General features: G+C 52.5%; 21 protein-coding genes and 3 tRNA genes. 9 read left to right on the top strand and 15 right to left on the bottom strand.

Annotated features, from left to right (window positions below):
- The first annotated feature begins 12 nt into the window (after positions 1-12).
- Positions 13-582, top strand: a complete 570-nt coding sequence (locus QMG27_RS04760) for a hypothetical protein (RefSeq protein ID WP_281813758.1) — start codon at positions 13-15, stop codon at positions 580-582.
- Between the two features lie 133 nt (positions 583-715).
- Here the strand turns inward: QMG27_RS04760 and QMG27_RS04755 are convergent, their stop codons facing one another.
- Positions 716-1,171 (bottom strand): hypothetical protein, encoded by a 456-nt coding sequence (locus QMG27_RS04755; RefSeq protein ID WP_281813756.1) that lies wholly within the window; start codon positions 1,169-1,171, stop codon positions 716-718.
- 81 nt (positions 1,172-1,252) lie between these two features.
- On the opposite strand from QMG27_RS04755, the gene QMG27_RS04750 reads away from it, so the two are divergent.
- From QMG27_RS04750 to QMG27_RS04740, 3 genes are read left to right on the top strand one after another with little or no spacing between them, the layout of a single operon-like run.
- On the top strand, positions 1,253-1,504 hold the full coding sequence (locus QMG27_RS04750; protein WP_281813754.1) for a DUF3297 family protein: 252 nt from the start codon (positions 1,253-1,255) through the stop codon (positions 1,502-1,504).
- Between the two features lie 23 nt (positions 1,505-1,527).
- Positions 1,528-1,824 (top strand): DUF1330 domain-containing protein, encoded by a 297-nt coding sequence (locus QMG27_RS04745; RefSeq protein WP_281813752.1) that lies wholly within the window; start codon positions 1,528-1,530, stop codon positions 1,822-1,824.
- On the top strand, positions 1,821-2,222 hold the full coding sequence (locus QMG27_RS04740) for a hypothetical protein (protein ID WP_281813750.1): 402 nt from the start codon (positions 1,821-1,823) through the stop codon (positions 2,220-2,222). Before QMG27_RS04745 ends, QMG27_RS04740 begins: the two co-directional genes overlap by 4 nt.
- Before the next feature lie 214 nt (positions 2,223-2,436).
- Here QMG27_RS04740 and QMG27_RS04735 read toward each other — a convergent pair.
- From QMG27_RS04735 to QMG27_RS04695, 9 genes are all read right to left on the bottom strand, one after another.
- A tRNA-Cys gene (locus QMG27_RS04735) sits at positions 2,437-2,510 on the bottom strand.
- Positions 2,511-2,559: 49 nt separating this feature from the next.
- Positions 2,560-2,635 (bottom strand) — tRNA-Gly (locus tag QMG27_RS04730).
- Between the two features lie 57 nt (positions 2,636-2,692).
- A complete protein-coding gene (lon, locus tag QMG27_RS04725; RefSeq protein ID WP_281813748.1) occupies positions 2,693-5,110 on the bottom strand; it encodes an endopeptidase La in 2,418 nt (805 codons plus the stop codon).
- 58 nt (positions 5,111-5,168) lie between these two features.
- Entirely contained in the window at positions 5,169-6,434 is a 1,266-nt protein-coding gene (clpX, locus tag QMG27_RS04720; protein WP_281813746.1) for an ATP-dependent Clp protease ATP-binding subunit ClpX, read from the bottom strand.
- 24 nt (positions 6,435-6,458) lie between these two features.
- The gene (gene clpP / locus QMG27_RS04715; protein ID WP_281813744.1) at positions 6,459-7,067 is read right to left on the bottom strand and encodes an ATP-dependent Clp endopeptidase proteolytic subunit ClpP; all 609 of its coding nucleotides are present in this window, start codon (positions 7,065-7,067) and stop codon (positions 6,459-6,461) included.
- A gap of 24 nt (positions 7,068-7,091) precedes the next feature.
- Positions 7,092-8,402 carry a trigger factor gene (gene tig, locus QMG27_RS04710; RefSeq protein WP_281813740.1) on the bottom strand — a complete coding sequence of 437 codons (1,311 nt, stop codon included), beginning with the start codon at positions 8,400-8,402 and terminating at the stop codon, positions 7,092-7,094.
- 60 nt (positions 8,403-8,462) lie between these two features.
- Positions 8,463-8,549, bottom strand: a tRNA-Leu gene (locus QMG27_RS04705).
- A gap of 51 nt (positions 8,550-8,600) precedes the next feature.
- Positions 8,601-11,717 carry an efflux RND transporter permease subunit gene (locus QMG27_RS04700; protein ID WP_281813738.1) on the bottom strand — a complete coding sequence of 1,039 codons (3,117 nt, stop codon included), beginning with the start codon at positions 11,715-11,717 and terminating at the stop codon, positions 8,601-8,603.
- Between the two features lie 7 nt (positions 11,718-11,724).
- Positions 11,725-12,819: an efflux RND transporter periplasmic adaptor subunit gene (locus tag QMG27_RS04695; RefSeq protein ID WP_281813736.1), complete on the bottom strand. Its 1,095-nt coding sequence runs from the start codon at positions 12,817-12,819 to the stop codon at positions 11,725-11,727.
- 95 nt (positions 12,820-12,914) lie between these two features.
- On the opposite strand from QMG27_RS04695, the gene QMG27_RS04690 reads away from it, so the two are divergent.
- Genes QMG27_RS04690 through hpnE form a run of 3 tightly spaced genes read left to right on the top strand, consistent with a single transcriptional unit; the run spans position 12,915 to position 15,890 of the window.
- The gene (locus QMG27_RS04690) at positions 12,915-13,703 is read left to right on the top strand and encodes a squalene/phytoene synthase family protein (RefSeq protein ID WP_281813733.1); all 789 of its coding nucleotides are present in this window, start codon (positions 12,915-12,917) and stop codon (positions 13,701-13,703) included.
- A 48-nt stretch (positions 13,704-13,751) separates the two neighbouring features.
- Complete coding sequence (gene hpnD, locus QMG27_RS04685; protein ID WP_281813730.1) at positions 13,752-14,591, top strand: presqualene diphosphate synthase HpnD; 840 nt, start codon at positions 13,752-13,754, stop codon at positions 14,589-14,591.
- Between the two features lie 15 nt (positions 14,592-14,606).
- A complete protein-coding gene (gene hpnE / locus QMG27_RS04680) occupies positions 14,607-15,890 on the top strand; it encodes a hydroxysqualene dehydroxylase HpnE (protein ID WP_281813727.1) in 1,284 nt (427 codons plus the stop codon).
- Here hpnE and QMG27_RS04675 read toward each other — a convergent pair.
- The gene (locus QMG27_RS04675) at positions 15,831-16,526 is read right to left on the bottom strand and encodes an HAD-IA family hydrolase (RefSeq protein WP_281813724.1); all 696 of its coding nucleotides are present in this window, start codon (positions 16,524-16,526) and stop codon (positions 15,831-15,833) included. The genes hpnE and QMG27_RS04675 overlap by 60 nt on opposite strands.
- Before the next feature lie 21 nt (positions 16,527-16,547).
- Here QMG27_RS04675 and hemH point away from each other — a divergent pair, with 21 nt between their 5' ends.
- On the top strand, positions 16,548-17,645 hold the full coding sequence (gene hemH, locus QMG27_RS04670; protein WP_281813721.1) for a ferrochelatase: 1,098 nt from the start codon (positions 16,548-16,550) through the stop codon (positions 17,643-17,645).
- A 49-nt stretch (positions 17,646-17,694) separates the two neighbouring features.
- Here hemH and QMG27_RS04665 read toward each other — a convergent pair whose 3' ends face one another.
- From QMG27_RS04665 to QMG27_RS04650, 4 genes are read right to left on the bottom strand one after another with little or no spacing between them, the layout of a single operon-like run.
- A complete protein-coding gene (locus QMG27_RS04665; RefSeq protein ID WP_281813718.1) occupies positions 17,695-18,477 on the bottom strand; it encodes a helix-turn-helix transcriptional regulator in 783 nt (260 codons plus the stop codon).
- Between the two features lie 33 nt (positions 18,478-18,510).
- Positions 18,511-19,011: a polymer-forming cytoskeletal protein gene (locus QMG27_RS04660; RefSeq protein WP_281813716.1), complete on the bottom strand. Its 501-nt coding sequence runs from the start codon at positions 19,009-19,011 to the stop codon at positions 18,511-18,513.
- Positions 18,980-19,990, bottom strand: a complete 1,011-nt coding sequence (locus tag QMG27_RS04655) for a M23 family metallopeptidase (RefSeq protein ID WP_281813713.1) — start codon at positions 19,988-19,990, stop codon at positions 18,980-18,982. The genes QMG27_RS04660 and QMG27_RS04655 overlap by 32 nt, the downstream gene beginning before the upstream one ends.
- 41 nt (positions 19,991-20,031) lie before the next feature.
- Positions 20,032-20,403 (bottom strand): polymer-forming cytoskeletal protein, encoded by a 372-nt coding sequence (locus tag QMG27_RS04650; RefSeq protein WP_281813710.1) that lies wholly within the window; start codon positions 20,401-20,403, stop codon positions 20,032-20,034.
- Positions 20,404-20,815: 412 nt separating this feature from the next.
- Between QMG27_RS04650 and QMG27_RS04645 the strand changes: the two genes are divergently transcribed.
- Positions 20,816-21,523: a response regulator transcription factor gene (locus QMG27_RS04645; RefSeq protein WP_281813708.1), complete on the top strand. Its 708-nt coding sequence runs from the start codon at positions 20,816-20,818 to the stop codon at positions 21,521-21,523.
- The last annotated feature ends 19 nt before the right edge of the window (positions 21,524-21,542 follow it).

Raw genomic sequence — 21,542 nt, 5'->3', positions numbered from 1 at the left:
ATTGTGAGCAACATGACCCCTACTTGCGCCTGCTGCGGCCCGCTTCAATTGGCCGGCAACCACTCACGCCGCGGCTTCTTAGCCGCAGGTGCCGCCACTGTGGCTGGCGGTTTGATGGGCCTCTCGCCTTTTCAAGCGCAAGCTGCCAGCGGCAACTACGAAGCCATGTTGGTCAACTGCATTGACCCACGCTTTACCACCCTGAGCTGGCAATACATGGGCTTGCTGCAAGGCATCAGCCGCGACAAGTTGACCGACAACTACAGCCAATTCGTGATTGCTGGCGGCCCCATCGGCGCTGTGCACCCCAAATTCTCAGCTTGGCACAAAGCCTATTGGGACAACTTGGACATCACCGTGTCTTTGCACCACATCAAACGCGTGGTGGGCATCACCCACCGCGATTGCGGCGCAGCCAAGTTGGCCTTCGGTGATGACAAAGTGGCTGACAAGCACGACGAAACTGAAGCACATGCAGAAGCCTTGAACGAGTTCCGCCGTCAAGTGCTCAAGCGTCATCCCAAGCTCAGCGTCATCACTGGCGTGATGAGTTTGGACGGTCGTGTGGATTTGATCGGTTAAACCGCTAAAGCCTTGGCACTTTGGACCGATATATAGGGTTCAAGGTTGCTTAGGTTTATGACCGCTCTCGCCACCAGCCCGAAGTTTTAGGGCGCGTGTGGACTCCAATTCACCGCCGGGAGCGGTCCCCTTTTTATCGACAAGCGGCCTCGTGCATCCGGTAGTGTCGGATGTCATCAAAATGCAAAGGCGTCTTGATGAATTGCTTCGCAAACTCTGAATTACTCTGCTGAATAAACGTATCTTTGGCCTGATGCGTGATGAATGGCACTTTACCCACCATATCGCGGTAGAAAATTCGCTCCATCAATTGAATCGTTTGCTCTTGGCAATTGATTTCGTACGTCGACTGCTCTGATGAGTAGTTATACAAAGTCACTTTCACGACGGCCTTCGGTGTATGAAAAGGCACCTTGGCATCCACCGGCATTTGGGTGAACGTGCGCAATACCTTGATCTTGCCCTTGTCCTCGACGGGTGCGTAGTAGTAATCGTTAGCCCCGTGGCTGTTGTTGGTGAGAAACACCCACCCTGCCCACAGGTTTGAATGCCAAACAACAACGCAGAATAAAAATAAATATTTGGACATAAGGTGTTCGGATTTTATTTGCAAACCTATCGTCATCTCTTGACGTGCATCGCATCGCATAAATCATGGAAAATCACAGGCATGACTGATGCAAACACACAACGCCCCACGCTCCCCGATCATTTGTCGATTGACCCGCGCAGCCCACATTACGTGGCTGCGGTGTTCGAGCACGACATTGGCATTCGCTTCAATAACAAAGATCGCTTCGATGTAGAAGAGTATTGTTTGTCTGAAGGTTGGATCAAAGTCCCCTCCAACAAAACACTGGATCGCAAGGGAAAACCTTTGCTGATCAAACTCAAAGGTAAGGTTGAAGCGTTTTATCGTTAAAACATCCCACACGAAAGCCTCAGATGACCAAAGCCTACTTAGTCGGTCAAATCACCATCACCAACCCTGTTGCTTATGCAACCTATGCTGGCCAAGTCCCCCAAACCATTGAAGCGTTTGGAGGCAAATACTTGGTTCGAGGTGGGCACTCCACCCAACTGGAAGGGCAGCCCCAAGGTGAGCGCCAAGTCGTTGTGGAATTTCCAAACCGAGAGACGGCTGAAGCTTGGTACCACAGTCATGCCTATCAAGCCATCCTCTCCCATCGAACCAACAACTCAATCGGAACGATTGCCATCGTCGACGGCTACGACACATGAAACTCACACGTCCGCAGCAGATCTGGCTTTTAATTTTCATTGTCAGTCTTGGCGTCGCCTATGTCATCGCCAACTGGCGCTATGAATCTGAACTCAACAGCTTGACCGAAATGTTCGAGAAAGAGCAAGCTTTGCATTCGAGCGCTGACAAACTCATGAAAAACTGTGAGAAAAACGCGATGAACCAACCTGAGGCCTACGATGCCACCCATCAAATTTGCAATCAGGGCAATGACATACATACGCGCACAGAACAAGCGATCGCTGATCTAGAAAAAGCCAAGGCCGCGAATAAACTGAAGCGGTATGGCAGTTTTGCGATGGTCGTTATGCTTTTTAACCTTTTCGTATTCGCGCTCTACAAAACCAGCCTTTATTTAAAGCGTGAGGTCGAGTGAGACAGCCGAATTGAGATAAAAAAATCCCCATGTACTGCTACACGGGGATTTCTAGTCTAAGGATGACTTGTGTTCTGTTCAAACACAAGCAGATGCTAGCAATGACTAGAAAAAAATCATATAGAACATTTGAACTAGAACCTTGAATGCGAATAGACAGAAATTTCTGTCAAATAAAAAAAGGGCACTCACCTCACGATAAGTGCCCTTTGTCTGGAGGCGCGACCCAGAGTCGAACTGGGCTAAACGGATTTGCAATCCGGTGCATAACCGCTTTGCTATCGCGCCATTAACTTTGACGAAAAAGGGAAGCATGGTGTGCTTCCCTTATCGAATTTGGAGCGGGAAACGAGGCTCGAACTCGCGACCTCAACCTTGGCAAGGTTGCGCTCTACCAACTGAGCTATTCCCGCGTAAGACGCATATTCTAGCGCATTTTTCACGCTGTTTTGGTGTGCGCTAGAAAAATCTTAATGCTTGATGGCTTGCGCTTTTGTCTCGGCGCCTGCAGCAGTCGCGGCAGCCACAGCTGGCACTTCGTCGGGCAGTGGCGTAGGCATCTTCTCGAGTGCAATTTCAAGCACTTTATCGATCCAACGCACCGGCACGATTTCCAAACCGTTCTTCACGTTTTCTGGAATCTCTTGCAGGTCTTTGACGTTTTCTTCTGGGATCAATACCGTCTTGATGCCACCGCGCAATGCGGCTAAGAGCTTCTCTTTCAAGCCACCGATCGCCGTGACTTCACCACGCAAGGTGATCTCACCCGTCATGGCCACATCTGCACGCACAGGAATGCCTGTGAGAGCAGAGACCAACGCGGTGGTCATAGCAGCGCCAGCACTGGGGCCGTCTTTGGGCGTTGCACCATCAGGCACGTGAATGTGAATGTCACGCTTCTCAAGGATGTCTTCAGAAATGCCTAAATGACGTGCGCGGCTACGCACCACTGTGCGCGCTGCCTCAACTGACTCTTTCATGACATCACCGAGCGAACCGGTACGTGTGATCGTGCCTTTGCCGGTCATGATGGCGGCTTCAATCGTCAGCAAATCACCGCCCACTTCGGTCCAAGCCAAGCCAACCACTTGGCCCACTTGGTTTTCAGCTTCTGCACGACCGTAGGTGTACTTACGTACGCCAAGGAAGTCGGGCAAGTTGTCTGCCGTGACTTTGACTTGTGGCGTCATTTGCTTGAGCAACAAGGCCTTGACCACCTTGCGGCAAATCTTGGACATTTCGCGTTCTAGCGAGCGCACACCAGCTTCACGGGTGTAGTAGCGCACGATGTCGCGCACAGCCGCTTCGTCCACCGACAGCTCTTCGGGTTTCACGCCGTTGTTCTTCATTTGCTTAGGCAGCAAATACTTGGTGGCAATGTGTGTTTTTTCGTCTTCGGTGTAACCCGACAAACGGATGACTTCCATACGGTCCAGCAACGCTGGTGGAATGTTCATCGAGTTGGATGTCGCCACAAACATCACGTCGCTCAAGTCGTAATCGACTTCCACGTAGTGGTCAGCAAACTTGTTGTTTTGTTCGGGGTCCAACACTTCGAGCAAGGCGCTGGAAGGATCACCGCGCGAGTCCATGCCGAGCTTGTCGATTTCGTCGAGCAAGAACAAGGGGTTGCGTGTGCCGACCTTGGTCAAGCTTTGCAGCACCTTGCCGGGCATCGCACCAATGTAGGTGCGACGGTGACCACGAATCTCGGCCTCGTCACGCATACCGCCCAAGGCCATGCGCACGTACTTGCGACCTGTGGCTTTGGCGATAGATTGGCCCAGAGAGGTTTTACCCACACCAGGAGGACCGACCAAGCAAAGAATCGGAGCCTTCACCTTGTCGACGCGTTGTTGCACAGCAAGGTATTCCAAGATGCGGTCTTTGACTTTTTCCAAGCCAAAGTGGTCTGCATTCAGAACATCCTCGGCATTGGCCAAGTCGTGTTTGATTTTGGTTTTCTTGTGCCAAGGCAAGCCCACCAGCACGTCGAGGAAGTTACGCACCACGGTGGCCTCGGCTGACATGGGGGACATGAGTTTGAGCTTCTTGAGTTCAGCCTCTGCCTTTTTACGTGCCTCTTGGGGCATGCGAGCAGCCTTGATCTTTTTCTCAATCTCTTCAATGTCCGCGCCCTCTTCGCCTTCGCCAAGCTCTTTTTGGATGGCTTTGACCTGTTCGTTCAGGTAGAAGTCGCGTTGGTTCTTTTCCATTTGGCGCTTGACGCGGCCACGGATTTTTTTATCGACGTTGAGGATTTCAACTTCGCGTTCAATTTGCTCAAACAAGTTGGACAAACGTTCGCGCACAGGCGACAAATCGAGCACCACTTGCTTGCTTTCGAGCTTTAATGGCAAGTGAGCGGCAATGGTGTCGGCCAAGCGGCCTGCATCGTCAATGCTAGAAATCGAGGTCAAAATTTCTGGCGGAATCTTTTTGTTCAATTTGACGTATTGGTCAAACTGTTGCATCACAGCTCGGCGCAAAGCCTCCACCTCGCTGCCCGACTCAGCAGCCACCACTTCGATCGGTGTGACATGCGCTGTGAAATGCGATTCACCATCTTCAATGCCATCTACCTTGGCGCGTTGCTGGCCTTCGACCAACACCTTGACCGTGCCATCAGGCAGCTTGAGCATTTGCAAAATGGTCGAGACACAGCCGACTTCGAACATGTCCGTGACTGAGGGCTCATCTTTGGCGGCTGCTTTTTGTGCCACCAACATGATGCGGCGCTCAGCCGCCATGGCAGCTTCGAGTGCTTTGATGCTCTTAGGACGTCCCACAAACAAGGGGATGACCATGTGCGGGAACACCACCACATCGCGCAAGGGCAACAGTGGCAGTTCTAAAGGGGTAGCGGGCAGCGGGGGTTGTCCAGACATGGTCAGCCTTCCAGTAAAAAAGGGACAGGCTTTGTTGCACTGTCCCCGAGTTCAATCATCAAGCCTTTTTGGCGGCCTCTCGGTACACCAACAAAGGCGGTTTGTTTTCTTCGATGGTGGCTTCTTCTACCACCACTTTTTCAACATTGGTCGAATTGGGTAATTCGTACATGGTGTCGATCAAGGATTGTTCAAGGATGGAGCGTAAACCGCGCGCACCTGTTTTACGCGCCAATGCTTTCTTGGCAATCGCACGCAAGGCCGCAGGGCGAATTTCGAGCTCAGTACCTTCCATGGCCAACAGCTTGCTGTATTGCTTGACCAACGCATTCTTTGGCTCAGTCAAGATTTGCACCAAGGCATCCTCGGTCAGCTCAGCCAAGGTGGCGACCACGGGCATACGGCCTACGAGTTCGGGAATCAGACCAAATTTAATGATGTCAGCAGGTTCGACCTCGCCAAACACCTCAGACAAGCTGCGTGTTTCTTTGCTCTTGACTGTGGCACCAAAGCCAATGCCTGAGGCCGCTGTGCGGTTTTCAATGACTTTTTCAAGCCCAGCAAACGCGCCGCCGCAAATGAACAAGATGTTGGTCGTGTCGATTTGCAAGAAGTCTTGATTTGGATGCTTGCGACCACCTTGAGGCGGGATGCTCGCCATCGTTCCTTCAATCAGCTTGAGCAAGGCTTGTTGCACGCCCTCGCCTGACACATCACGGGTGATAGACGGGTTGTCAGATTTGCGTGAGATCTTGTCGATTTCGTCGATGTAGACGATGCCGCGCTGTGCACGCTCCACATCGTAGTCACAGCTTTGCAACAGCTTTTGAATGATGTTCTCAACGTCCTCGCCCACATAACCAGCTTCAGTCAAGGTGGTGGCGTCGGCCATGACGAAAGGCACATTCAACATGCGCGCCATGGTTTGCGCCAGCAAAGTTTTGCCAGAGCCTGTGGGGCCAATCAGCAAGATGTTGCTTTTGGTCAGCTCGACATCATCTTTTTTGGACGACTCTTTGTGCTTCAAGCGCTTGTAGTGGTTGTACACCGCCACAGCCAAAGTTCGCTTGGCAGGCTCTTGGCCAATCACATAGTTGTCGAGGTTGGCTTTGATTTCTGCGGGCGTTGGCAAGTCGCTGCCGTTTTCTTTAGCAGCTTCTAGACTTGGCAGTTCATCACGGATGATTTCGTTGCACAAGTCAATACACTCATCGCAAATGAACACTGAAGGACCAGCGATGAGTTTTTTGACTTCGTGCTGGCTCTTACCGCAAAAAGTGCAGTAGAGCGTTTTTTCGGCAGAAGTGCTTTTTTTATCAACCATGAGAACTTGTCTGAGTTGTGTCGTTTAGCTGCGCTTGCTGATCACTTGATCGACCAAACCGTATTCTTTGGCTTCGTCAGCACTCAGATAGTAATCGCGTTCGGTATCGCGTTGGATTTTTTCCAACGGCTGGCCTGTGCGCTCAGCCAAGATCTTGTTCAATTGCTCGCGTGTTTTCAAGATTTCGCGGGCATGGATTTCGATCTCTGTGGCTTGGCCACGTGTGCCGCCCAAAGGCTGGTGAATCATGACCTTGGAGTTGGGCAAAGAAAAGCGCTTACCCTTCTCACCTGCGGCCAACAAGAACGCGCCCATGCTCGCAGCCATGCCAATGCACAGTGTCGAGACGTGGGGCTTGATGAAGTTCATGGTGTCGTAAATCGACATGCCAGCACTCACCGAACCACCAGGAGAGTTGATGTAGAGCGAAATGTCCTTGTCTGGGTTTTCGCTCTCCAAGAACAACAACTGAGCCACCACCAAGTTGGCGGTTTGGTCATTGACCTCACCCACCAAAAAGATCACGCGCTCTTTGAGCAAACGTGAATAGATGTCATAAGACCGCTCGCCGCGGCCCGACTGCTCAATGACCATGGGAACCATACCCAAGGCTTGTGTATCCAGTGCGCTCATGTTGTTATTCCTTGTGGGGGTTGATTAGGCTTGGCCCATCAACTCATCGAATGAAATGGCCTTGGCGTTCACCTTGGCTTTAGACAAGATGAAGTCAGTCACATTGTTTTCAATGACGATGGCTTCAACTTCGCCCAAACGGCTCATGTCGCTGTAGTACCAACGCACCACGTCGGCTGGCTTCTCGTAGCTAGAGGCCAATTCTTCGATGTGTGCTTTGATTTGTTCTGGTGTCGCTTGCAAGTTGTTGGCGCGAACCAAGTCGGCCACCACCAAGCCCATGCGCACACGCTTTTCAGCTTGTGGGCGGAAGATGTCTTCGGGGATCGGTGCTTTGTCGGCGTCTTTGATGCCGCGTTGCTTGAGGTCAGCGCGAGCACCTTCGACCATACGTGCCAACTCAGCTTGCACGCTGGCGTTTGGCAAGTCGAGTTCAGCTTTAGAAGCCACTGCGTCCAAAGCAGCTTGCTTGTTGCGACCCAGCAAGCGGAATTTCACTTCGCGCTCCAAGTTTTTCTTGATGTCAGCGCGCAAGCCAGCCACTGTCGCGTCAGCCACGCCCAAAGACTTGGCCAATTCGTCGGTCACTTCTGGCAAGTTGGCAGCTTCGACTTTCTTCAAGGTCACCAAGAAATCAGACTGTTTGCCAGCCACTTCTTTACCGTGGTAATCGGCTGGGAAGTTCAATGGGAAAGTTTTGCTTTCGCCAGACTTCATACCGCGCACAGCGTCTTCAAATTCTTTGAGCATTTGACCTTCGCCGAGCAAGAACTGGAAGTCTTCGGCTTTACCGCCTTGGAATGGCTCGCCGTCGATCTTGCCTTCGAAGTCGATGGTCACGCGGTCGCCATCAGCAGCAGCGCCATCTGCAGGGCGTTGTGCGAAGGTGCGGCGTTGCTTGCGCAAGATATCAATCGTTTTGTCGATGGCGGCGTCTGTCACTTCGGCAGACACAGTTTCCACTTCAACGCTGCCCATGTCGGCAAATTTCACTTCTGGGTACACCTCGAAGATGGCTTCGAATTGCATTTGGCCCTCTGGCGCGCCTTCTTTTTCAGTGATGCGGGGTTGACCAGCAACGCGCAACTTGGCTTCGTTGGTGGCCACAGCAAAGGCTTCGCCCACTTTGTCGTTCATCACTTCGAACTGTGTGGAATAGCCATAACGCTGAGCCACGATGTTCATCGGCACTTTGCCTGGACGGAAACCGTCAATCTTGACTTGGCGTGCCACGCGCTTCAAACGCACGTCCACTTCTTTGGTAATCACGTCTACGGGCAAGCTCAAGGTGATCTTGCGTTCCAGTTTTTCCAAAGTTTCAACGGTCACAGCCATGTATTTCTCCTAATTTGGCATGGTTTGCAGCGGCCACAGGGCCGCTTGCTATCAATCAAATGGTGCGCGGGGCGGGACTCGAACCCGCACATCCTTGCGGACGTCAGGACCTAAACCTGGTGCGTCTACCAATTTCGCCACCCGCGCGGGTTTCTAAATAACAACGGGTGGTCAGGTAGACCACCCGCTTGAAATCGGTCAGCTTGCCATTTTAGACGGCTTTTCGACCTTAAACCACGCCGCGTACATCGCAGGTAGCGCAAGAAGCGTCAAGACCGTGGCCACGATGAGGCCGCCCATGATGGCAACCGCCATAGGGCCCCAAAAAACGCTGCGTGTGAGCGGAATCATGGCGAGTACAGCAGCCGCAGCCGTCAACACGATGGGACGCAAACGACGCACAGCTGACTCCACAATCGCCTCCCAAGCTGGTACGCCATTGGCTCGGTCTTGCTCGATTTGGTCAATCAAGATGACCGAGTTGCGCTGAATCATGCCCATCAAGGCAATCACGCCAAGCAAAGCGACAAAACCGAATGGACGATTAAGTGCCAACAGAGCGCCAGCCACGCCGGCCAAGCCCAAAGGACCGGTCAGGAACACCAACATGGCGCGGCTGAAGCTTTGCAGTTGCAACATCAACAAGGTGAAAGTGATGAACAGCATCACAGGCATACCTGCAGAAATTGAGCTGGAGCCTTTTGAGCTTTCTTCCACAGCGCCAGCCACTTCAATGCGGTAATTGGGCGCCTCGGATTGACCCCACTTCGCTTCGAGCTGTTTGAGTTCTGGCAACAGCTGCTTGGTCACGGTTGCACCTTGTAAGCCTTCGATGATGTCGCACTGCACCGTGATGGCGTATTCACGGCCCTCACGCCACATGACACCAGGCTCCCAGGTGAAATTGAGTTTGGCAACTTGCGCCAGTGGAATCATGCGGCCAGAGCTGGTGGGCACATAGGCATTGCCCAAATCAGTGATCGCATCACGCTCTTCCAAAGGTTGACGCAGCACGATGTCAATCAGCTTGTTGTCTTCGCGGAATTGCTCGACGGTAGAACCCACCAACAAAGTGCGTACAGCCTGGGCGATAGATTGGTTACTCACCCCCAAGTTGCGCGCCTTGGCTTGATCGACATCCAGACTGATGGCTTTGACGTTTTCGTTCCAGTTGTCGTTCGTCCCACGCGTGGCGGGGTTGGCGCGCATGGTGGCCTTGACCTCATCCGCGCGAACGCGCAACAGCTTAGGGTCAGAACCGACCACGCGGAATTGGACGGGATAAGGCACGGGCGGGCCATTGGGCAACAACTTGACACGGGCACGCACCTCTGGAAATTCCTGCGCCAGCATGGCGGGCCAAGCCAAACGCAAAGCTTCGCGACGCTTCAAATCGTCTGGCACCACAATGATTTGCGACACGTTGGATTGAGGAAACACTTGATCCAATGGCAAGTAAAAACGTGGCGCGCCTGAACCAATCCAAGTGCTGACCGTTTGCACGCCCTGCTCTTTGAGCAATCGCTGTTCCACAGTTTTGGTGACGGCCTCGTTTTCTTTGAACGAGGTTCCCTCAGGGAACCAGAGGTCCACCAAAATTTCAGGACGTGCCGAGTCTGGGAAGAACTGCTGTTGCACACGCCCCATGCCCACCAAACCCAATGCAAACAGCAGCAAGGTGATGCCGATGGCTTTCCAACGGTACTCAACGCACCAAGTCACGGCGGCACGAAAGTGTTTGTAAAACGGACTGTCAAACAACTCGTGCTCGCCACCGTGTTCACCATGCGGTTTGACTTGCAGCAGCAAGGTACCCAAGTACGGCACAAAGTACACCGACACCCACCAGCTCAACACCAACGCAATCACGGTCACGGCAAAAATTGCAAAGGTGTATTCACCCACGGTGGACTTGGCCATACCGATGGGCAAGAAGCCCGCCGCCGTGATGAGCGTGCCTGTCAACATGGGCATGGCCGTCACCTCATACGCAAAGGTGGCTGCACGGATGCGGTCATAGCCCTCTTCCATCTTTCGCACCATCATTTCCACGGCAATGATGGCGTCATCCACCAACAGTCCCAAAGCGATGATGAGCGAGCCCAGCGAAATTTTGTGTAGCCCAATGCCCCAGTAGTTCATGGCTAAAAACGTCATGGCCAGCACCAGCGGAATCGTGATAGCCACCACCAATCCGGGTCGTACATCGACATACCATCCGTAGCGTCCGCCTTTGTGCAAACCCAGAGACACGAAGCTGACCACCAACACAATCAAGACAGCCTCAATCAAGACACGCACAAACTCGCCGACTGACTTTGCGACGGCCTTGGGTTGGTCTTGCACTTGCGCCAAGGTCACACCTGCAGGCAGAGTTTTCTCAATACGTGCCGTAGCAACTTCCAGCGCCTTGCCCAAGGCAATGATGTCACCACCTTTGGCCATCGACACACCTAGCGCGATCACGTCTTTTCCTTGGTGATGAACTTTCACCACGGCGGGCTCTACATAGCCACGTTTAACTTTGGCGATGTCACCCAACTTCACCTGCTGGCCTGAGCTGCCACGAATGGGCATGGCACGCAACTGTTCTTCTGTCTCAAACTGACCATCAACCCGAACTTGCAACACATCAACAGGCGTCTGAATCGTGCCTGCGTTTTCAATGGCGTTTTCTTGCCCCAATTGCGAGAGCACCGCACTGAGATCGAGCCCCAATTGCACTAATCGCTTTTGTGGAATTTCCACAAAGATTTTTTCGTCTTGCACGCCAAATTGCTCGACCTTGGCGACGTCTTTGACGCGCAAAAGTTGCTGACGCACATCATCAGCAAATTTCTTCACCTCCGCAGGGTTGAAGCCGGGTGCATCTAGGGCGTAAATCACGCCAAATACATCGCCAAATTCATCGTTGAAGAATGGCCCTTGCACACCTTGCGGCAAGGTGTAACGAATATCCCCAATTTTCTTGCGCACGGAGTACCACACATTGGGCACATCTGCAGGCTTGGAATAGTCCTTGATCTGGAAAATGATTTGCGATTCGCCCGGCTTGGAGTAGCTGCGAATCTTGTCGGCGTAGGGCACCTCTTGCAGAGTGCGCTCTAGCTTGTCGGTTACCTGCTCGGCCACTTGCTGCGCAGTAGCACCCGGCCAATACGTACGCACCACCATGGCGCGGAAGGTGAATGGCGGGTCTTCGTCTTGCCCCAGCTGGAAATATGACGCCATGCCCAACACCATGAGCACGACCATCAAATAACGGGTGAGTGCGGGGTGCTCTATGGCCCACTGTGAGAGGTTGAACTTTTCCATGCTCATCTCACTTGGCTGCGCCGAAGATCGACACCTTCTGTCCAGCCGTCAACACATGCACACCCGAGACCACGACTTGGTCGCCGTTTTGCAACCCTGAGTCAACGACCACCTCATTGCCATCGACCGCTGTTACTTGAATAGTTTGAGCTTTGACAGTCATGCTGGCAGCATCCAACAACCAAACCGATGTGGCGCCAGCTTCGGTACGCAAGGCTTGGGTGGGCAACTTGATGCGTGGCATCTCGCCCTTCAGATGAGAGGCGCGCAAACTCACCGTCACGGTCGAACCCAACACAGGATCGACCTCTTTAGGCAAGGCCGCTTTGACCACAAACGTGCGCGTGATGACATCGGCGCTTGCAGAAACATCGCGCACTTTGGCTTCATACGTTTTACCGTCCGACCATTGGCGTACATCCACCAGGACGCCAGCTTTCAAAGAAGCTAACTTATCTTCTGACACTGAGAACACAACATCACGCGGGCCATCCAAAGCCAAGCGAAGCACCGGTTGACCAGCCGCCACCACCTGCCCCGCAGAAGCATCCACAGAAGTGATCACACCCGCACCGTCTGCCAGCAAGTGTGTGTAATTGGATTGGTTGCCCTGCACGGTACTTTGAGCTTGTGCTTGACGCCATTGGGCTTGCGCAGCCTTGTCGTTGGCTTGACGACGCTCTAGTTCAGCAGCACTGATAAAACCTTGTTCAAACAGCCCTTGATAACGCTTCAAGTCAGCAGCCGCCACATCTCGGTTGCTTTGAGCGGCGATCAGCTGTGCAGCCGCTGCCTCGGCGGTCACACGGTAGTCCTGCGGGTCAATTTGCGCGAGCAGTTGCCCTGACTTCACACGCTGACCAAGCTCAGCTTGGCGTGCAATGAGCTTGCCCCCCACCCGAAACCCGAGATTTGACTCCACGCGTGCACGTACCTCACCCGAAAACTCCAAATCAAACGACGTGGCCGAAGCCCCCACCGTGAGAACCTTCACCGCGCGCACAGGCTCTTGTTCGGGAGGCGCTTTGCTACAACCAAGCAACAAAGCAGCACTGAGACAGGCCAAAAGCCAACGAGAATGGGTATAAATTGTAGGAATCATAAAGTCTTCAAAATACTAATGACCGATTGGTTAGTAATGTACTCGATATCGGTAAACCTTGAATTTACAAGGCCAAGCGACAATAGGGGCAATTTATGTCTCGCATCGACCACTACGAAAACTTTCCCGTCGCCTCATGGCTCTGCCCTGCCCATTTGCGCCCAGCGGTTGCAGCGCTGTACCACTTTGCCCGTACCGCAGACGATTTGGCAGATGAGGGCTTTGACCCTGCACACCACCGTTTAGACGCCTTAGGCGAATACCGAGCCGATTTGCAGCAGTGCCTCAGCCATGCACGCACAAGCTATGTGCCCAGCGTGCGCTGGCCACATGTCTTTACGCCGCTGCGCCAAGTGGCTGCGCAACACCAACTACCCCAGATGCCATTGTTTGACCTGCTCGACGCCTTTGAGCAAGATGTGATTTACACCAGCGTTGGCCAAAGCTACAGAAACCGTGCCGAACTGCTGGACTATTGCCGACGCTCTGCGAACCCTGTGGGCCGTTTGATGCTGCATTTGTATGGTGTGAGCGATGCGTCCGCACTGGCGCAAAGCGACGCCATTTGCACCGCGTTGCAACTGATCAACTTTTGGCAAGACCGCGCCGAAGACTTGCGTCGTGGCCGCAACTACTTGCCCCAAGACCACACACTTGAGGAAGAGCTGCGTTTTGCACGCTCTTTGATGGCGCAAGGTGCGCCCTTGGTTCACCAAATCAAAGGCCGTGCAGGATGGGAGCTGCGTGCTGTGGTGCAAGGCGGTTTGCGCATCCTGGACCAATTGGATGCACGGCCCGAAACTACCGACCACACACAACTTGCTCGCCCAACGCTGAAGAAGCTAGACATGTTTCGCATCCTCTGGCGCAGCTTGCGCATGTAATTCAAGCGCCTTAAGCGCACAAGCTGTGTGCCCGATAATCGGGCACACATGACACCTCAAGACTACGTTCAGCAAAAAGCCTCCGCCTCAGGCAGCAGCTTTTACTATGCCTTTTTGTTTTTGCCACCACAGCGCCGTGCCGCCATCACGGCGTTCTATGCTTTCTGCCGCGAGGTGGACGATGTGGTCGATGAAGTGAGCGACCCGGGCGTCGCAGCCAGCAAATTGGCGTGGTGGCACAACGAAGTACGCCAAGCGTTCGCGGGCAAGCCCAATCACCCAGTCACGCAAGCGTTGATGCCGTGGGTGACGGAGTTCAACCTCGAAGAGGCTGCGTTGCAATCGGTGATCGATGGCTGCGAGATGGACCTGACCCAAACGCGCTACCTCGACTACCCTAACCTCACGCGCTACTGCCACTTGGTGGCGGGCGTGGTGGGCGAAGTGTCGGCCAAGATTTTTGGTCAAACCGACGCCACAACCACCGCCTACGCGCATAAATTGGGCCAAGCCTTTCAGCTCACCAACATCATTCGCGATGTGGGTGAAGACGCACTGCGTGGGCGCATTTACCTGCCCGTCACTGAGCTTCAGCAGTTTGATGTGAAAGCGCATGAAATTTTGAATCGTTTGGATTCCGAGCGTTTTCAAGCGTTGATGCAATTTCAAGCCGCACGCGCACATGCGCTGTATGACGAAGCCTTGGCCTTGCTGCCCACGCATGACTGGAAACATCAAAAACCCGGACTCATGATGGCCAGCATTTACCGTACGTTGTTGCGTGAAATTGAAGCCCAAAAATTTCCTGTGCTCAAGCAACGCGTCGCCCTCACACCACTGCGCAAGCTCTGGCTAGCTTGGAAGATGCAGGCCTTGGGCCGTTTCTAAACGCTCCATCGCGGCATGAAGCAACTCACCATCGTGGGCGCAGGCTGGGCGGGTTTGGCCGCTGCCGTGGCCGCCACCCAAGCCGGTTGGCATGTGCGCATATTTGAAGCCACCCACACCGCCGGTGGCCGAGCGCGCAGCTTGACACAAAGTTTTGCAGGCAAGCCTTTGGACAATGGCCAACATGTGCTGATTGGTGCGTACCGTGACACCTTGGCGCTCATGCGAACCGTGGGCCTCGACCCCAAAACACTCTTACAACGCATACCGCTGGATTTACGGTTTGCCGATGGCCAAGGCCTCAGACTGCCCGATTGGCCAAGCCCCCTTAACCTTCTGGCAGGCATTGCCAAAGCACAGGGTTGGCGTCTGCAAGACAAAGCCCAACTCCTGCAAGCCGCATGGGGTTGGCAACGCACCCACTTTGAATGCATTCCAACTTGGACTGTGGCGCAACTATGTAGCGCTGCGCGCATCAGCCCTCGCGTGATGGCTCAATTGATTGAGCCTCTATGCCTGTCTGCACTCAACACACCAGTACACCAAGCCAGTGCCACTGTGTTTTTACGCGTGCTGCAAGATGCGCTCATGGAAACAGGTCACGCAGACCTCCTCGTGCCACGTGTTGACCTCGGCGCATTGCTGCCCAACGCCTGCTTGCAATGGCTCAGCGACCAAGGTGCTGAAATTCACCTGGGAACACGCGTCAGTGCAACGCAGATGGAGGCACTGCAGCACACGGTAACACCCGACACCCCCATTTTGCTGGCGTGCCCATCTTGGGATGCAGCACGCTTAACGGCAGACATCGCCCCACAGTGGGCTTACCAATGCGCAGAACTTCCACACGCAGCCATTGCCACGGTGTACTTGCACTGCAAAGATTCTGGGTTTCAAGGTTTGCCCCGTCCAATGGTGGCTTTGCACAGCGATGCGACCGCCCCTGCACAGTTCGTATTTGACAAAGGTGCGCTCTGCGAACAACACGGACTATTGGCTGCTGTGGTGAGTGCGTGCGAAGGTGAGCGCGATGAGCTGACCGAGCAAGTGCACGACCAAGTGTGTGAACAGCTAGAACTCTCTAACTTAGAGGTGGTTCAAACTGTGTTTGAGAAACGCGCCACACTGGCATGTACGCCTTTACTAGAAAGGCCAGAGCCACAGGTCGCTGAAAACATATGGGCTTGCGGTGACTACATCTGCGGCCCATACCCCTCTACGCTGGAGGGGGCAGTACGCTCAGGTCAACAAGTAGTCACACACCTCAGCCAAATGATGGACCGTCAAAGGTTGCGCTGAGTCGTGCGGCCAATCATGGCCTTGGGTGTTGATCCACACAGCTTGCATGCCGGCATTCAAGGCGCCCCAAACATCGGTGGTCGCGTCATCTCCCAGATGCAACACAGCGTCCATTGGCAAATCGAGCTGATCAGCTGCGGTTTGAAAAATTCTCATATCGGGTTTGGCCACACCACACACCCGCGCACTCACGGCAGCTTTGAAATAAGGTCCCGCCGCCGTACGGAAGACATCGGCATTGCCGTTGGACAACCCCACCAATGGATAACGCGTAGCCAACCGAGACAAGGCCAGCTCTACCCCTTCGTACAGCACAACGTTTTGGCGTTCTGTAAAAAACACCTCAAATGCAGCATCGGCAAAGTCAGGTGAATCACCCGCACGAAGCAAGCTTTCACGAATCGCCTCACGGCGTAAAAACGTCAAGTCGTGCGCCTGACTCGCATGGCGATGGTTAATCTCTGCACGAATTTGTTTTTTCATCTCGCCCTGCGCACATAAACGAGCCGTTGCCGGTGCGTGCTCAGTCAACCAAGCTTGCAACGCTTCTTCTGCGCGAGCGATGGTGGGCCACACGGGCCATAGCGTGTCATCGAGATCAAGCGTAATGGCTTGGATTTTTGAAAGGTTTAGCATGCTAGGCGAGAATACCGCATCATGTTCAAACCTACATTCAAACCCGAACCCGCGTTCACACACGGACAAGCACCGCGTACTGCCGTACTCCTGTGTAACCTCGGCACACCCGATGAGCCCACAGCGGCGGCCGTGCGTCGCTACCTCGCAGAGTTCTTAGGCGATCCGCGTGTGGTCGAGATTCCACGTTTGGTGTGGATGGTCATTTTGCACGGCATCATATTGCGCGTGCGCCCAGCCAAATCCGCCGCCAAATACGCAACTATTTGGGGTCCCGAAGGTTCACCACTGAAAGTGTGGACGAACAAGCAGTCAACGGCATTGCAGGCAGCTTTTAACGCACAAGGCGAATCCGTCACCGTGCGCTACGCCATGAGATACGGCAACCCATCCATCGATAGCCAACTCGATGCACTCAAAGCCGAAGGTTTCACACGCATCTTGATCTTGCCCGCGTACCCTCAATACTCAGGCACCACAACCGCTAGTGTGATGGATGCGGTCTACCACTGGGGCTTGCGTACCCGACTATTGCCAGAGTTTCGTTTCATCAACCATTACCACGACCATCCGGCGTACATCCACGCGCTGGCTGAGGGTGTTCGTAGCCACTGGGCGCAGCATGGTCAAGGCGAGCGTTTGGTCATGAGTTTTCATGGCGTACCTGAGCGCACGCTGCACCTCGGTGACCCATACCACTGTGAGTGCTACAAAACTGCGCGCTTGCTCGCTGAGGCATTGAAACTTAGCAAAGAGCAATACATGGTGACCTTTCAATCGCGTTTTGGCAAAGCCAAGTGGCTTGAACCTTACACTGAGCCCTCCCTCATTGCGCTGGCGCAACAAGAGATCAAGCGCGTCGATTTGATTTGCCCGGGCTTTACGAGCGACTGTCTTGAAACCCTTGAAGAGATTTCACAAGAAGCACGAGAGGCTTATCTGAATGCGGGTGGTGAGGTTTTTCACTACATCCACTGTTTGAATGACAGTGCCACATGGATTCAAGGCCTACATCAGTTGTGCCATTCACACCTCACTGGATGGCCGTTAGACACGCCAAATGCGCAGCAACTTCAAATCAGTCAAGCGCATGCACTTGAGTTGGGAGCGAAAAAATAAAAGCCGCGCAACGGCGGCTTTTTAGTTCCAAACAGGATGTCACCGTCGCTTAGGGCGCTTTGCTCGCAGCTGATGAGGGTGATGGCGCTGCTGTTGAGCTGGCCACGACAGGCTGAGATGAAACCAGACGAGTTGCACTCGCGACAGGGGCAACCACAGATGCACTTGAAACAGACTTCACGGCTGCCACAGACACAGAAGCCGCCGCTTGAGCATCCGCCACTGAAGCACTGGCATCGGAAGCGCTCGCAGCACTGGCAGGATCGGTCACATCTGCAGGCAACACCTGAACAGGAGGCGCAGATTCCCCCACCAACTCCTCTTTGGGTTGCAGATACGCAGCTGCACCAAGCGCCGCCGCAAACAATGCAGCAATCGTTAAGAGGGAAGTTTTGGATTTAGCAGTAGCTTCGGCATTCGACGCGGAATCGATTGTTTCGCTTTGAACACCCTCAGATGGCGCCAATGTTTGAAATTGCGTGACAGCACTAGGTTCAACTAATGGTGCTTGCTCACTGTCATTGACATCAACTTGCGAGCCTAAAATTTTTGCTGCTACAACTTCTGAGCCATCCAAAGAAGTATCCAACATGGGCTTTGCAGTTTGAGCGAACACTGCATCGACTGACAAACCAAGCAACGCAGCAACCTTCTTAGCTGCAGTTGCTTTCACTGCAGCACTATAAAAAGCGCTTGTGCCGCCTTCTTCAAGTTGACGAATTTGCTTGACCGACATGCATGCGCGCGTTGCCATGTCATTCAAAACCCATCCACGCGCTTCGCGACTCAACCTAAGCAAGTCACCATTGACAAACAATTCTTCTTGACTCATAGCGGATGCAGACTAGCGCGCAAAGAGCTTGGTTTATTTCACCAACAAAAGTTCGCCCTTGATAGAAGCGCCCTTTTGAACAGAGAGAGTTTGGTAAACAACATGCCCATCTACAGATGCAGATGATGTGACAATGAGCTCATTACATGTTGCAGTTCCTGAAAATTTGCCTTTGATATGCAAGCTAGAACATGTCACAACACCTTCAACTTGCCCGCGTGCACCAATGGTGAGCTCGTCAACTTGAATTTGACCATTCAAAGCACCTTCCACATGAATTGCGCCTTTGGCAGCAATTTCACCTCGGAAAGAGAAACCTTCACTGAGGATTGAAGGTTTAGTCGCTGTTGTTGAGATCATGTCCATCATGCTGCTTCTTGCTGGTGTAGGTGATGTATTGGTCTGAGCAGGCGTTGCTACCGGCTCAGAAACTTCTGGTTCCACGGTTTCGGCCAACTCTTGCTCGGCTTCGAGCTCTGAGTTAGCAACTTGAGATTGATTGTTAACGTTGTTGGTTTTGGATTTGTTGAACATATTGCGCCGTCCGTATAACTTTCTGTGGGTTGACTGGATAACCACCAATCAAAATTTCCAAATGTAGGTGCTTACCTGTTGACGAAGATCCTGTGCTGCCAATGTTGCCCAGCACAGACTCTGTGGTGACTTTGTCACCCAATTTAACTTCAATATTGGCCAAGTGTGCATACAAGGATTCCACGCCATTGGTATGGCGAACGACAACTGTATTGCCATACTGGGTATGAAATTGAGCTAGAACCACGACACCTGGCTTAACTGGGTGCACCTTCTCATCTCCAGTTTGGCTCAACATATCTACGCCCGTGTGGAAATGTGTTTGACCAGACAAAGGATGACGCCGAACACCAAAGTCAGATGTCACGCTGTAGTTGGGCACAGGCATTCTGCTAGGCAAGGCATACAACACCTCGCGCAATCCGCGATTGGTTGACAATTCGTCAGCCACCTTACCGCGCAACAAAGGATTGCTTTTAACATCATCTTCCAAATTGAAGCCACCATTAGCCGCATTTTGTTGAATGATTTTCACAATCTTCTCAGTCAAACCCGATGACTCCAGCTGAGACTTCATGGTCACGTTTTCTTGCGAAACTGCCACCATAGAAGTATCGACAAACCGCCGAATGCTCATATCGCGATCACGGATTGTCTGAGCCAATGCAACCATTTGCTCATCACTCATCGTGAGTTGCTCACCGGTTTCCGAGTCAGAAGCACTGCTGAGCAATGCCCTGTAAACCTCTTCATGCGAACGCTCTAACTTAGAACGACTGATCATCAAACTGATGCTGGTCACCAGTAGTACACCAATCGCCACCAGCATCGCCCCAGTTGCCAAAATGCCCCCACGCACCAGAATGCGTTGAATGCGAGCACTGACATTAAGGTAATGGAGATCGCCGTTTTGCTCCAGAATGATGCGCGCATCGTCATACTGCCGTGTCCAACCGCTGGACACAAGTCCAGGCAGCATACGAGCAGTTGTAAAGATGCGCCGCAACATAAACTAGTAGATTAAGCCGCCGCAGACGAGCCTACATTCATCGCTGGGCCGTTAGCATCTTGACTCAAAGTACCCTCGATTTCGCCACCTTTTTCTATTTCAATCTCAGAGTATTGAACTTTGCCTGCGATCTTGCCCGTGGAGCGAACAATCAGGCTCTTCTCAGAAATAATGGTGTTGTGCAATTGACCACGCACATCGATGACTTTGGCCGAAACTCGCCCTGTAATCTTGCCAGTAGGGCCAATCAAGACCTCTTCTGCCGTTAAATCCCCCTCAATCACGCCATTGATGATGGCTTTTGATGGGACTGTAAATGTACCTTTGACGACAACGCCGTCACCGATAACAACACTTTCGAGTGAATCAGATTGATTAGACATATGGACTCCTTGCATTAATCTTAGCAAACAAACCCACAAAAACTACATTTTTTGCAATTTTTTGTTGTTTATTTGTAAAAAAAATTCTTTCAATGCAACTACTTAGCGAATTTTTTGAATGTTCTTCCTAACACCTTCTCATCTGGATACGCGTATAAGGCTCATATCGACACAACCTGATACTTGAGCAAGGGGCGCTTGAAAGTTTCACGCCCAAGACAAAGCTTTCGCTAACATCATGCGACATTAATAAACCTTCATCATGCATAACACTTTCATCATGACTGGTGTGGCAGGCGAATCCATTGCGCCTTCGCGATCCCGAAGCGTTTGCAGCAATTGGATTTGTTGGCATGATTTTTACGAAACACTTGAAAACTGCGATCGCAACTTTCTAAATTGACCTGCAACTATGTACATCGGACTCTTAGAAGACGAACCTCAACTGGCTCAATACGTCTGCGAAATACTGGAAAAAGCCGGCCACACAACCAACACATTTAGCAATGGCGCCGACATGATTAAAGCCATCGGACGTGACACGATTGACTTGTATGTGTTGGACTGGAGGGTCCCGCGCGTATCCGGCATTGAGGTGCTCAAACATATTCGCGAAATACGAGGACTCAAAGAGCCCGTGCTTTTTCTGACCAGTAAGACAGATGAACAAGATATAACCGAAGCCCTCAACGCAGGAGCTGATGACTATTGCACCAAGCCCGTACGACCGCAGGAGTTTTTGGCTCGAATCAACGCCCTCATTCGACGCACATACCCCGAGAGAAACAACCAAGACATCATCCGGAATCTACTCGGTTATAAATTTAATCAATTGTCTAACACCGTCGAATTTGAAGACTTAAGCGTCAATCTTTCAGAAAAAGAATTCAAGTTAGCCATGTTTCTTTTCGAAAATCATGAACGCGCGATTTCCAGAGACCGACTCATGCAAGAGGTTTGGGGCGGCGGCGGCGATGCGCTCTCTCGGTCCTTGGATGTCCACATTTCATGGCTGAGAAAGAAACTAGATCTAGCTGCAACATCTCCTAAATTGAGACTCAAACCGATTTATGGATTCGGATACAGGTTGATGGCTGTTGAGGAACATAGAGATGCATAAGTTTTGTAGCTTGCTACTG

Origin of the sequence: Limnohabitans sp. MORI2, assembly GCF_027925025.1 — a bacterium.
In the GTDB taxonomy this organism is placed as follows: domain Bacteria; phylum Pseudomonadota; class Gammaproteobacteria; order Burkholderiales; family Burkholderiaceae_C; genus Limnohabitans.
This window is presented reverse-complemented; position numbering and strand designations above follow the sequence as displayed.